14 protein-coding genes and 1 tRNA gene are annotated in these 12,485 nt (G+C 63.4%); 8 read left to right on the top strand and 7 right to left on the bottom strand.

Annotated features, from left to right (window positions below):
- Positions 1-22: 22 nt before the first annotated feature.
- The 3 genes from rpoZ to QCE73_RS03665 form a co-directional block, all read right to left on the bottom strand.
- Positions 23-226 carry a DNA-directed RNA polymerase subunit omega gene (gene rpoZ, locus QCE73_RS03675; protein WP_006999799.1) on the bottom strand — a complete coding sequence of 68 codons (204 nt, stop codon included), beginning with the start codon at positions 224-226 and terminating at the stop codon, positions 23-25.
- Positions 227-295: 69 nt separating this feature from the next.
- Positions 296-970: a guanylate kinase gene (gene gmk / locus QCE73_RS03670; RefSeq protein ID WP_035505308.1), complete on the bottom strand. Its 675-nt coding sequence runs from the start codon at positions 968-970 to the stop codon at positions 296-298.
- Between the two features lie 9 nt (positions 971-979).
- The gene (locus QCE73_RS03665; protein ID WP_035505469.1) at positions 980-1,930 is read right to left on the bottom strand and encodes a YicC/YloC family endoribonuclease; all 951 of its coding nucleotides are present in this window, start codon (positions 1,928-1,930) and stop codon (positions 980-982) included.
- Between the two features lie 237 nt (positions 1,931-2,167).
- On the opposite strand from QCE73_RS03665, the gene rph reads away from it, so the two are divergent.
- The 5 genes from rph (at position 2,168) to QCE73_RS03640 (ending at position 6,111) form a co-directional block, all read left to right on the top strand.
- Positions 2,168-2,926, top strand: coding sequence for a ribonuclease PH (gene rph / locus QCE73_RS03660; RefSeq protein WP_035505306.1), 759 nt, complete (start codon positions 2,168-2,170; stop codon positions 2,924-2,926).
- Positions 2,919-3,536 carry an RdgB/HAM1 family non-canonical purine NTP pyrophosphatase gene (gene rdgB / locus QCE73_RS03655; protein ID WP_309879824.1) on the top strand — a complete coding sequence of 206 codons (618 nt, stop codon included), beginning with the start codon at positions 2,919-2,921 and terminating at the stop codon, positions 3,534-3,536. Before rph ends, rdgB begins: the two co-directional genes overlap by 8 nt.
- Complete coding sequence (gene hemW, locus QCE73_RS03650) at positions 3,533-4,756, top strand: radical SAM family heme chaperone HemW (protein WP_035505302.1); 1,224 nt, start codon at positions 3,533-3,535, stop codon at positions 4,754-4,756. Before rdgB ends, hemW begins: the two co-directional genes overlap by 4 nt.
- An 11-nt stretch (positions 4,757-4,767) precedes the next feature.
- Complete coding sequence (locus QCE73_RS03645; protein ID WP_309881901.1) at positions 4,768-5,976, top strand: MFS transporter; 1,209 nt, start codon at positions 4,768-4,770, stop codon at positions 5,974-5,976.
- A gap of 45 nt (positions 5,977-6,021) precedes the next feature.
- Positions 6,022-6,111: transfer RNA gene (locus tag QCE73_RS03640), tRNA-Ser, on the top strand.
- A 523-nt stretch (positions 6,112-6,634) separates the two neighbouring features.
- On the opposite strand, the gene QCE73_RS03635 is transcribed toward QCE73_RS03640, so the two are convergent.
- A complete protein-coding gene (locus QCE73_RS03635) occupies positions 6,635-7,051 on the bottom strand; it encodes a DUF4279 domain-containing protein (RefSeq protein ID WP_309879822.1) in 417 nt (138 codons plus the stop codon).
- Between the two features lie 14 nt (positions 7,052-7,065).
- Entirely contained in the window at positions 7,066-7,842 is a 777-nt protein-coding gene (locus QCE73_RS03630; RefSeq protein ID WP_309879820.1) for a hypothetical protein, read from the bottom strand.
- 454 nt (positions 7,843-8,296) lie between these two features.
- Here QCE73_RS03630 and QCE73_RS03625 point away from each other — a divergent pair, with 454 nt between their 5' ends.
- On the top strand, positions 8,297-8,614 hold the full coding sequence (locus QCE73_RS03625) for a hypothetical protein (protein ID WP_309879819.1): 318 nt from the start codon (positions 8,297-8,299) through the stop codon (positions 8,612-8,614).
- Between the two features lie 275 nt (positions 8,615-8,889).
- Here QCE73_RS03625 and QCE73_RS03620 read toward each other — a convergent pair whose 3' ends face one another.
- Positions 8,890-9,048, bottom strand: a complete 159-nt coding sequence (locus tag QCE73_RS03620; protein WP_309879817.1) for a hypothetical protein — start codon at positions 9,046-9,048, stop codon at positions 8,890-8,892.
- A gap of 141 nt (positions 9,049-9,189) precedes the next feature.
- On the opposite strand from QCE73_RS03620, the gene QCE73_RS03615 reads away from it, so the two are divergent.
- Both QCE73_RS03615 and QCE73_RS03610 read left to right on the top strand, forming a co-directional pair.
- The gene (locus tag QCE73_RS03615; protein WP_309879816.1) at positions 9,190-9,669 is read left to right on the top strand and encodes a TonB family protein; all 480 of its coding nucleotides are present in this window, start codon (positions 9,190-9,192) and stop codon (positions 9,667-9,669) included.
- 304 nt (positions 9,670-9,973) lie between these two features.
- Positions 9,974-11,278 (top strand): MFS transporter, encoded by a 1,305-nt coding sequence (locus QCE73_RS03610; protein ID WP_309879815.1) that lies wholly within the window; start codon positions 9,974-9,976, stop codon positions 11,276-11,278.
- Between the two features lies 1 nt (position 11,279).
- On the opposite strand, the gene QCE73_RS03605 is transcribed toward QCE73_RS03610, so the two are convergent.
- A complete protein-coding gene (locus QCE73_RS03605; RefSeq protein ID WP_309879814.1) occupies positions 11,280-12,464 on the bottom strand; it encodes an OpgC domain-containing protein in 1,185 nt (394 codons plus the stop codon).
- Positions 12,465-12,485 lie beyond the last annotated feature (21 nt).

The raw sequence follows: 12,485 nt of genomic DNA, 5'->3' as shown, positions 1-12,485 counted from the left end.
AGACCGGGCGATACGGCAGCCCTTAGACGGGCACCTTCTTCAACATTTCGATGCCAACCTGGCCGGCGGCGATCTCGCGCAGCGCGACGACGGTCGGCTTGTCGCGGCTCTCGATTTTCGGCGTGTGGCCCTGCGCGAGCTGGCGCGCGCGATACGTTGCCGCAAGCGCGAGCTCGAAGCGATTCGGGATTTGTTTCAGGCAGTCTTCGACGGTGATGCGGGCCATGTTTGTTTCCTTCTCAATATGGGTTTTATTCTACCTTATGTGACCGAACGACCCGGCCACTGCAGTGCGTCATGCTTGCGGCGTCGAGTGGATGCCGAGGTCCACGAAAAGCTGCGTGTTGCGCGCGTATTGCGACGTGAAGCGCAGGCGCGTCGCGGCGACGAGACAGCGCAGTTCGTTGAGCGCTCGATCGAAGTTCTCGTTGATGACGACATACTCCGCTTCCGACGCATGCGCCATCTCGCTGCCGGCCGCGAGCAGGCGTCGCACGATCACCTTTTCGGAATCCTGGCCGCGTTTCTTGAGGCGGTCTTCGAGCGCATCGAGCGACGGCGGCAGAATGAAAATCTCCACTGCGTTGCGGAACTGCTTCTTCACCTGCTGCGCGCCCTGCCAGTCGATTTCGAGCAGCACGTCGTGGCCCTGCTTCATCTGGTCCGCGATCCACAGCTTCGACGTCGCGTAGTAGTTGCCATGAACCTCGGCGCTTTCGAGAAACTCGCCCTTTTCGCGCCGCTCCATGAATTCGTCGACGGACACGAAGTGATATTGCACGCCGTTGGTTTCCTTCGAACGCGCCTCGCGCGTCGTGTACGAAACCGACAGGAGAATGTCCCGGTCCTCGGCGAGCAGTGCGTTCACGAGCGTGGACTTGCCCGCGCCCGAGGGCGCGACGACCATGAACAGATTGCCCGGATAGATGCCCGTATAATGACTATGCGAGCGGTGCGTGGTATTCGGCATGATGGTGCGTTACTCCAGATTCTGTACTTGCTCGCGCATTTGCTCGATGAGCAGCTTGAGCGTCATCGATGCGTCCGCGAGTTCCTTCGCGGCCGCCTTCGAGCCGAGCGTGTTCGCCTCGCGGTTCAGCTCCTGCATCATGAAGTCGAGCCGCTTGCCGACCTTGCCGCCCTTTTGCAGCACGTGGCGCGTCTCGGCGAGATGCGCGGTGAGGCGCTGCAATTCTTCCGCGATATCGATGCGGATGCCGTACATCGTCACTTCCTGACGGATGCGTTCGGCGATTTCCTCGCGCGGCACGTTCGTCGTGACCGTCGCGCCGCCTTCGGTGGTCGCGATGCCGAGCGCGTCCTGAAGCCGCTCGACGATCTTCTGCTGATGCTTCGCGATGAGCTCCGGCACGAGCGGCGTGATGCGCGCGACGATCGCTTCCATCTCCGTCACGTTGTCGATGAGCACACGGCCGAGCGCCGCGCCTTCACGCGCGCGCACTTCGATGAGATCGGCGATCGCCTGCTTGCCGCACGCGAGCACCGCTTCGCGCAGCGTTTCCTGCGACACCGCGCTTTCCGCGAGCACGCCGGGCCAGCGCAGGATTTCGCCGGTGCGCATGCGCTCGGCGCCGTCGAAGACATCGAGCACGGCGCGTTCGAGCGTGGCGAGCTGCGTGAGCGCCTCGCGATTGAGCGCGCCCGCGTTCGCGGTCTGCTCGACGCGATTCAGGTTGATGCGGATATCGACCTTGCCGCGCGAGAGCTTCGTCATCAGCATTTCGCGCAATTGCGGCTCGGTCGCGCGCACGTCTTCGGGCATACGGAAATTCAGGTCGAGAAAGCGCGAATTCACCGTGCGCAATTCCACCGATACACCGACGCCCGAACCGCCCGCGCCATTGGGTCCCGCGCCATTCGCGACGACTTCGCGCGTCGCGCTGGCATAGCCTGTCATGCTGTAGATCATGGTACGTCTCGCGATGTGCGCCTTCATTGCGAAGGCCGATTCAACGATACGCCCGGCGCTCTCGAAAGTGCTTTGGGATTGGCACGCGTTGGCTGCCGGGCGAAGAATCCGCATTATCCCATTTTTGGCGCGAAGCCCGCCCAGACGCCGGGTGCGCGACCGACGCCCGATGGTGAATGACGATAAAATCGTCGGGTTCCGCCGGGTATTCCCGTCCAATTCTCTCGAACTCGACCCATGACCGACTCTCCCTTGCTCAAGCCTTCTCCCCCGCGCCCGAGCGGCCGCCGCGCGAATCAGTTGCGCGACGTGCGCATCACGCGCAATTACACGAAGCACGCGGAAGGCTCGGTGCTCGTCGAATTCGGCGATACCAAGGTGATCTGCACGGCGAGCGTCGCCGAGCGCGTGCCCGAGTTTTTGCGCGGACGCGAGCAAGGCTGGCTCACCGCCGAATACGGCATGCTGCCGCGCGCCACGCATACGCGCAGCGACCGCGAAGCCGCGCGCGGCAAGCAGACCGGCCGCACGCAGGAAATCCAGCGGCTGATCGGCCGCGCGCTGCGTTCGGTGTTCGACCTGAACGCGCTCGGCGCGCGCACGCTGCATATCGATTGCGATGTGATCCAGGCCGACGGCGGCACGCGCACGGCGAGCATCACGGGCGCGTTCGTCGCCGCGCACGACGCCATCGGCAAACTGCTCGCGGCGGGCAAGATCGCGAAGACGCCGGTCAAGGAATTCGTCGCGGCGATCTCGGTCGGCATCTTCGAAGGCTCGCCCGTGCTCGATCTCGACTACGACGAAGACTCCCAATGCGACACCGACATGAACGTCGTGATGACGGGCGCGGGCGGCTTCGTCGAAGTGCAGGGCACGGCGGAGGGCGCGCCCTTCACGCGCGACGAGATGAACGAGCTGATCGCGCTCGCCGACAGCGGCATCAAGGCGCTGATCCTGAAGCAGAAGGAAGCATTGGGGATTCACGGTGTCTGACGCATTGGGTCTGGGCCGCGTGGTGCTCGCGTCGAACAACGCGGGCAAGCTGCGCGAATTCGCATCGCTCTTGGATGCGGCGGGCATCGAACTGATCGCGCAAGGCGAGCTCGGCGTGCCCGAAGCGCCCGAGCCGCATGAGACCTTCGTCGAGAATGCGCTGGCGAAGGCGCGACATGCGTCGACGCTCACCGGACTGCCCGCGCTCGCCGACGACTCCGGCCTTTGCGTGCGCGCGCTGAACGGCGCGCCGGGGGTGTATTCGGCGCGCTATGCGTCGATGGACGGCGGCGAGAAAAGCGATGCCGCAAACAACGCGCGCCTCGTCGCCGATCTCGCCGGTGCAACCGATCGTCGCGCGTACTACTTCTGCGTGCTCGTGCTCGTGCGTCACGCGGACGATCCCGAGCCGCTCATCGCGGAAGGACGCTGGCATGGCGAAGTGATCGACGTTCCGCGCGGCGCGAACGGCTTCGGCTACGATCCGCACTTCTTCCTGCCGACGCTCAACGCGAGCGCCGCCGAGCTCGATCCGGCGCGCAAGAACGCGCTGAGCCATCGCGCGCTCGCGCTGCGCGATCTGCTGCAACGACTGAAGGAACTCGCGTGAGCGCCGGACCCAAGACCATCAACGTGGTGCAGGCTTTCACGTCGCCGGGAAGCATCCGACTGACGTCGTTGCCGCCGCTCTCGCTGTACGTGCATTTCCCGTGGTGCGTGCGCAAATGCCCTTATTGCGACTTCAATTCGCATGAATCGAAGGACGACACGTTCCCCGAGGAACGCTATCTCGACGCCTTGCGCGCCGATCTCGAAAGCGCGTTGCCGCTCGTGTGGGGACGGCAGGTGCATACGATCTTCATCGGCGGCGGCACGCCATCGCTCTTGTCGGCCAAAGGTCTGGACCGGCTTCTCTCCGATGCGCGCGCGTTGCTGCCCATCGACGCCGATGCCGAGATCACGCTCGAAGCCAATCCCGGCACGTTCGAAGCCGCGAAATTCGCATCGTTTCGCGCGAGCGGCGTGAACCGTCTGTCGATCGGAATCCAGAGTTTCAACGAAGCGCATCTGAAGGCGCTCGGCCGCATCCACGACGCGACGCAAGCGCGCAAAGCCGTCGAGATCGCCGCGAAGCACTTCGACAACTTCAATCTCGATCTGATGTTCGCGCTGCCGCAGCAATCGCTCGACGAATGCCGGCATGACATCGACACGGCCATTTCCTTCGCGCCGCCGCATCTGTCGCTGTATCACCTGACGATGGAGCCGAACACGCTCTTCGCCAAATATCCGCCCGCCCTGCCCGACGACGACGCCTCCGCCGACATGCAGGACTGGATTCACGAACGCACGCGTGAAGCCGGCTACGGGCGCTACGAAGTGTCGGCGTATGCGAAGCCGCATCGGCAGAGCCGGCACAATCTGAATTACTGGCGCTTCGGCGACTATCTCGGCATCGGCGCAGGCGCGCATACGAAGCTGTCGTTTCCATCGAAGATCCTGCGGCAGGCGCGCTTCAAGCATCCGGCGACGTATATGGATCAGGCGCTCTCGCCTGCCGAGACGGCGATTCAGGAAGAGCGCGATGTCGGCCCGCGCGATCTGCCGTTCGAATTCATGCTGAACACGCTGCGCCTCGTCGAAGGCTTTCCGGTGCATTCGTTCGTGGAGCGCACGGGCTTGTCGCTGTCCGCGATCGAGCCCGCGCTCGTCGAAGCGGAGAAGCGCGGCCTCATCACGCGCGATATCGAGCGCATTGCGCCGACCGAGCTCGGCCAGCGCTTTCTCAACGATTTGCAGGAGCTGTTCCTGAAGGATCCGCAAAATTGAGCGCGCCGACGATGGCGCGAGACTCGGTGATGCGGCATCGCCCGTTTGCGCTTTTCTGGACCGCGCGGGTGATGTCGTCGGTGGCGTTTCAGATGATGTCGGTCGCGATCGGATGGCAGGTCTATTCGATCACGCATAGCGCTTACGCGCTCGGTCTCGTCGGCCTTGCGCAATTCCTGCCGATGTTCGTGCTGACGCTGGTCGTCGGGCACGTCGCGGATCGTTACGACAGGCGCACGATCGCGTTCGTGTGTCAGACGATCGAAGGCGTCGCCGCGCTCGTGCTGTGTCTGGGCGCATGGCACGGCTGGCACGATGTCGCGCCGATCTACGCGATCGCCGCCATTACCGGCGCGGCGCGCGCGTTCGAATCGCCGTCGATGGCCGCGCTTCTGCCGAACCTCGTCGCACGCAATCAGTTGCAGCATGCGAGCGCGTGGTCGACTTCCGCGAACCAGACCGCGCAAATCCTCGGTCCCGCGATGGGCGGCGTGCTCTACGGGCTCGGCGCGCTGACGGTGTACGGCGCGGTGACGGTCGCGTTTCTCGTCGCGGCGTGCGCGGTGGCCGCGATCAAAATCGACGAAGCGGTGCGCATGCGCGCGCCGTTGTCCATCGAGGCGCTCTTTTCGGGCATCGGCTTCATCCGCAGCAAGCCAGTGATTCTCGGCGCGCTGTCGCTCGATCTCTTCGCGGTGCTGCTCGGCGGCGCGACCGCGCTTCTGCCGGTGTACGCGCGCGACATTCTGCACACCGGGCCGTGGGGACTCGGGATTCTGCGCGCGGCGCCCGCTGTCGGCGCGCTCGCCGGATCGATCTGGCTCGCGCATTTTCCGTTGCGGCAGCGCGCGGGCAATGCGCTGTTCGGCGGCGTGATCGCCTTCGGCATCGCGACCATCGTGTTCGGGCTGTCGCGCAATATCTATGTGTCGCTCGTTGCGCTCGCGGTGCTGGGGGCGTCGGATGTGATCAGCGTCGTCGTGCGCATGTCGCTCGTGCAGTTGCAGACGCCCGATGAAATGCGCGGGCGCGTCGGCGCAATCAATTCGCTGTTCATCGGGACGTCGAATCAGCTCGGCGAGTTCGAATCGGGGATGACGGCGGGATTGTTCGGCGCGGTGCCGGCGGTGCTGATCGGCGGGATCGGCACGATCGTCGTCGCTGTTTTGTGGATGCGGCTTTTTCCCGCGCTCAAGGCGACCAAATCGCTCGAAGGATGAGCGTTTCTCCGCGACGATGAGTTGCGCTACAATACGCGCCTTGCTGGAGGTGTGGCCGAGCGGTTTAAGGCACCGGTCTTGAAAACCGGCGAAGGAGCGATCCTTCCGTGAGTTCGAATCTCACCGCCTCCGCCAGACCCCCTATCCCCGCTTGTCCCCTTCCGTCTGAAACAATCCCCGAAACGCCCGCCGGATAAAGCTCTGCGCTCAAGCGCACAAACGCCTGGCCAACGGCCGCCGTCGATGCACGCACTGTGGCCGCCCGTATTGCTGCGCTTCCAACGAGTTCCAGACAGCGCTCTCGCAACTCGGCGGGAAACAAACCGATTCCCGCCGCCTGGCGGACGTAGAAAAGAACATGCCGAGCCGATAGATCAAGCGCACGAAGTTCATTCCCGGATGACCCGGCCGGTTCCTCAACATGGCGCTCTAGATTCGCATGCTGGCTGCGCTGATCGAACCGCCCAAGACGTAATCGCGTCGACGCCGAACCTCGGGAAGGCCCGTCAATTCAAATTTCGCGAGTACACCACGCGCGCGAGGGAGTGATCGTGGCGTGGGCTGCCCGCACCTCGGCCGCACTGCGCTAGCGGCGCGACACCTCGGCCTGCAGCGCATCAGAGAGCGTTCGACGACGCCCGCCGATCTTTACCGCTGCCTATCGGTATTCGTCAATCTCGATGGTTCCACCGATCGCATCCACCATCGCGCGAATATCTTCCGGTACGTCCGGAACACGATCGCCAGACTCGTTGTCCCAGTAACACCAGAACCGCACCTTCACTTGTTGGCGCTCCAGCAATTCGCGAAGTCCCGACCGGGATAGGTGTAGGCGTTCGGCAAGATAGCGAAGGTGCGGTTCGAGTTGATCGCTTCGAATAGAAGCCTTGCTTCCGATACCCCATAGACCGACTCGTCCCGGCGTGCGGCTGGGTCGGCCCGAAGGCGTGATGAAGTAGTCGCCTTTGGTAATCGCTGTGTCTGGCTCAACGCCAAAATAGTCGGTCCAGAATGCAGGCGTTACTGAGTCGCCCATAACATGAAAAGTCACGTGCGCAAGTTGATGCTCACTCATCGAAGATCATCCTGTCAGTTAGCCCAGTCGTGAAAGTTGGCAACGAAATTGCCATCAAAATAGACATCGCCGTTGTCATGCCAGATAACGTTATCAGCTGGTCCAAGACCATTGTCGGGTTTAAAGTCGTGAAGAATATCGCCGAACTTTTTCGAGTCGTACCCGAGCATTTTTGCTGCGTACTTCGGGTTGTTTGTGCTCGCGGCTAGATCCATCGTATTGCCGCTCAAATCGTCCGGCACGTACTCGAACGGCTGCGCGTCACCGAGCGACAAGCCGCCCTTGCCTGAGTTGCCCAAACTGTCCAGCACCGTGTCGCCACCGCCATCGCGTAGCAAGTCGCCGGGCTTGGCGAGCCAAGCCGCCATGCAATCGTCCGCGAAAAGTCGCGGTTGAACCGGGCGGTCATAGTATGAGCCTGTGCGCGTTATGCGCGGCGCGCCCTTGAAAAGCTGCGACGGGGTGAAAGTCGCCGAGCGCGGCCTGAGGGCATCGGCATCGCGTCCGCCTCGCAGTCCGCTGCTCGGTCGGTCCGGAATCGTCACGACCTCGCCCAACTCGAAGGCGCGTTGCACCTTCCAACGCACATTCGCGGGGTCGGTCTCGTCAATGCTGAGCAGCGCTTTCAGCTTCGACATGAAAGCCTGATCGCGCATCCAATCGAACGAGCCAGCGAGAAACTCTCGCCCGGCTTTTTCGGCGCGCCGCTCTTCGGCCCTGCTTGTGAAATGAACGTCGCGCCGACGACGCAATGTCAGCGACCGGTTCGTCAGCCGGATCTCCTGGATCAATTTCTGCCTCTCTCTGTGCGAGGGAGGGTATTGGTAGCATGACTAAGCTGTTGAGCGTTTATCCTCGCACAGAAAGACACATTCTTTTAAAGGGGCTGATTAGGCGGCGGTAAAGCTTCCCAACAAGTTTCCGCTAGCTGATTTTCGCTTCGATATCCTTATTATTAACGATACGCCCCGAAAATTCAGCAATGCGCCATTCTCAAATTAAGACAATCCGCCTACTCCGTGCACAACGAGCCGTGTATCTTCGCCCTGCCTCCTTTTCCCGAGTTCCCCATCTCGGTCGAAGGGGGTATCGATGGGTATGGAAGGGTTTTGGCCTCGCATCGAGCGAGGCTCTTTTTTTGCCGGTTCAGCGCGAAGCATCCCCGCTTCAAACAAAATCGATGTGAACACAATGGCCCGAACGCCATCTAACCGCCTCATCGATCAATAACGCGGAGAACCGCCCATGAAGCCAGGCCGCATCCTGCCCATCCTCTTCGGCTGCGTCGCCGCCGTAAGCCTGCCGGCGCATGCCCAGCCTCAGCCGAACGCGCAATGGCGCCCAACCGAAGCAACTCTCTTCGACCTGATTCAAAACGGTTATGGGATCGCTGCGGTGACGAGCGTCGCCGCACGCAGCACCGGCCTTCCCGAAGACACCTACGTGCTTCAGAAAACCAATAGCCTCTATCGCTGCGTGGAAACGCGCGCGGCGGAAACCGGAACAGTCCGCGCCGCCGCGCCGATACGCTGCGCCGAACTCGTCAAGCCATACACCGACTGACGAGCGAACCGGCGCGCCTCAGTTGTCGTCGGATCTGACGGGCGGCCGAACATGCGGAACCGGCTCTGCCTTGGCCGCGTCCGGTTTAGGCGCGGCGCGTTTCGATTCGCTCTTCGAATGCGCCGCGGCAGCCGGTTGTTGTTGCCGTGCAGGCGCGCCCGACGGTGCAGGATGGTTCTTGCGTGACATGGCTCTCTCCCGAAAACCGGGGACATCCCCTATCTACAGTAGCACCGCCTCGCCGATGCCGCTCACGTGCCGAACGGCGCAACGGCTCAACCGACCGGCGCCTCGCCTTCTCCCGACTGCTTGCCCGGCCTGTCGTTCGGGCCTTGCTTGCGATTTTCGTCATCGCGATCCGGCAACTTGCTTTTCTCGTTGTCGCTGTGATCGGTGCTCTTGCCGTCGTCCGGACCATTCGTTTGGGTATTCATGGCGCCCTCCTGGAGTGCTTTCGAATGACAGCATCAGCAGCAAGTCCCGCGCCCGAGCGCGCGGTAGCGCACGCATTCGTTCCGCCACCCGCCTCCGCAGCGACTACCATTGAAGTAACGCCAATCTCGCCATCACCTGCGATGTCCGCGTCACGTTCCTGCTCGATCGCCGTTGCGCTTATCGGCGCGCTCGCGATGAGCGCCTGCACGATCACACCGCCACCCAGCGTCGTGGCCACGCGCGCTGCCGCGCCCGCCGTGTCCGGTCCGACGCTCGACGAATACAAGGCACACATCGCCCAGCGCATTTTCGAGCGCAATCCGTCGCTCGTGCTGAAGGGCACGCCGCAGGCCATGCTGCGCTCTTTCGTGCTCGTGTCGTTCACGGTGGATCGCGGCGGACGGGTCGTCGATTCGTCCGTGTATCGCACCAATGGCGACGACGAAGCCGAAGCCACCGCGCTCGCCTCGCTGCGCCGCGCATCGCCGCTGCCCGCGCCGCCCGCGCGTCTTCTGAACGGCAAAGGTCAGCTGGAGCTTTTCGAAGGCTGGATGTTCAACGACAACGGCCAGTTCCAGTTGCAGACCTCGCACTCGCCGCAGGCGACGACCATCGATTGATTGGCGTCCTACCCGCACGCTCGTTATAATTTTTTGCACCCCTGCCGGACCCGCTTCCGGCGCGGCCTTCGCCTCGCGCCCATCCCGCGCGCTGCGCGAAGCGCCTGAGCGCAGTCGAACTGCGCCGCGACACCGCGCGCCACTCACGCGCGCCGTCAACCCCGGCTTTACAGCCATCGCAGTGCAATCCCTACAGAAAGCTGACGCGCAGCGAGCGACGATATCGCTCGTCATTTCGATCGCTCTTGCCCGGCGATGCGCGCGACAATGCTCCGCACCAAGGCAACACGACAACGGAGACGATATGTCCTCACCCTCGCTTTCCGCCGCCAAGCCCGGCGACGGATCCCAAAGCGCTTCTCGCGTCATTTTCGCGAGCTTCATCGGCACCGCGATCGAGTTCTACGATTTCTATGTCTATGCGACCGCCGCCGCGCTCGTCATCGGACCGGTGTTCTTTCCGCACGACTCGCCCGCCGCACAGGCGCTCTCCGCATTCGTCACGTTCGGCATCGCGTTCTTTGCGCGGCCGATCGGCTCGTTCATCTTCGGTCACTTCGGCGACCGGATCGGCCGCAAATCGACGCTCGTCGCTTCCCTGCTCGTGATGGGCGTCTCGACGACGCTCATCGGCTTCGTGCCCGGCTACGATTCGATCGGCAGCCTCGCGCCGATCCTCCTGTGCGTCCTGCGCTTCGGGCAGGGCATCGGTCTCGGCGGCGAATGGGGCGGCGCCGCGCTGCTCGCGACCGAATATGCGCCCAAAGGCAAGCGCGGTCTCTTCGGCATGTTTCCGCAGCTCGGACCGTCGATCGGCTTCCTCGCGTCGAACGGCCTCTTCTTCGGTCTCGCGCTGTCGCTCTCCGACGAGCAGTTCCGCAGCTGGGGCTGGCGCGTGCCGTTCATCGTGAGCGCCGTGCTGGTCGCGCTCGGCCTCTATGTGCGCCTGAAGATCGCGGAGACGCCGGCGTTTCGCGCGGCCGTCGAACGCGACGAGCGCGTGAAGGTGCCGGTCGCGACGCTGCTTTCCAGCCATCTCGTGCCGACGCTGCTCGGCGCGTTCGCGATGGTCGTCTGCTACACGCTCTTCTACATCTCGACGGTGTTCTCGCTGTCCTATGGCGTCGCCAAGCTGCATTTCGCCCGCGAGACGTTTCTCGGACTGCTGTGCTTCGCCGTGCTGTTCATGGCGATCGCCACGCCGATTTCCGCGATCGCGAGCGACCGCTTCGGCCGCAAGCCCGTGCTGATCGTCGGCTGCCTGCTGGCGATTCTGTCCGGCTTCGCGATGGCCCCGCTTCTCGGCAGCGGCGACACGATCCATGTCGCGCTCTTCCTCACCATCGAACTGTTCCTGATGGGCGTGACCTTCGCGCCGATGGGCGCGCTCCTGCCCGAACTGTTCCCGACCAACGTGCGCTACACGGGCGCGGGCGTCGCGTACAACCTGGGCGGGATTCTGGGTGCGTCGGTCGCGCCGTACATCGCGCAACTGCTCGCCAATCGCGGCGGTTTGACGTGGGTGGGCGGCTACGTGTCGGCGGCGGCGGCGGTGAGCCTCATCGCGGTGCTGTGCATGCGCGAGACTCGCAGCATCACGCTGGAATGAGCTAGCGGTCGCGCTGGTTCGTGACATGGGCAGGCACCGGCCTGCCCTCGATGACCGGGATGCGCGGCGCCGGCCGCTCGACGCCCTTCGCGCGCGCCGCTTTCGCCGCCTTGCGGTCGGCCCAGAAGCGCGCGAGCGTCAGCAGACTGACGATGGCGATGCCATCGGCGATGAGCCCCAGAATCCAGTGCGACGGATAGCGCCCGAGCCCGAGCACGCCCATCGCGCGAAGCGCCGAATCCAGCACGAGCGATACGCACGTTCCCGCGATGAAGCACACGAGCCCTTGCTGGCCGATCGTCACGATGCCGGGCAGCTTGCGCGCGAGCCTGCCGATCCATCCCGCATACACCCCGCGCGCGACGATCCACGCGATCGCCGCGAAACTCACGATGCGCAGTGTCGCGAGGTTCTGCTTCATGTATCCCGGCGGCGCCTGGGTTTCGAGGAAGAGCTTGTAGAACGCGAAAGTCAGCGCGATGGCGATCGCGCCCGCGGTCAGCCAGCGCGCGGCGCGGCCGGCGTGAAATTCATCGCTGATCGGCTGGACGCGCGAAAGAATGCCGGTCATGAACATCAGTTGCCAGGCGAACGGGTTGAACGACCACGCTTCGCCGTAGGTGCCCGGCAGAAAGCGCAAGAGCGGCATGGCCGCGAGCCACACGAGCAGGCTGCCGAACATCGCGATAACCGGCTTTTTCTGCGCCAGCGGGACGATCACCGGCACGGCGAGCGCGAACACCGAGTACATCGGGAGCACCGCGGAAAGATACGGCTGCTGACGCAGCAACGCGATATCGACGGTCAGCCCGAACGGTCTCATGAGAAAGTTCGGCCATTCGGTGTACTGGACCATCGGCGTGTCGACCTTGAGCGCCATCAGAAGCGCGCCGCCGATCAACATCAGGAACGCCGTGAACAAATAGGCGCGGTAGATTTCCCAACTGCGTTTGAAAAAGCGTCGGCGCGCGGCTGAATCGCTACGGCGAGTCGCAAGCGCCGTATAAGCCGCCGCCGACGCATAACCGCCAAGAAACACGAATACTTCTGCGGAATCGCAGAAAGCATATTGATGCAGCGTAAAGCGGGACAGCACACTTCCCGTTATATGGTCCACCGCGATAATGAGCAGCACGATTCCTCGAAAGAAATCGACTTCGAGAGAACGTGTCGTCGGGGAAGTCATCTGGCGAATGCTCCACGGACT

This window comes from Caballeronia sp. LZ029 (genome assembly GCF_031451275.1).
Taxonomy (GTDB): domain Bacteria; phylum Pseudomonadota; class Gammaproteobacteria; order Burkholderiales; family Burkholderiaceae; genus Caballeronia; species Caballeronia jiangsuensis.
The sequence above is the reverse complement of the archived record's forward strand: the minus strand, read 5'-3'. Positions and strand labels throughout refer to the sequence as shown.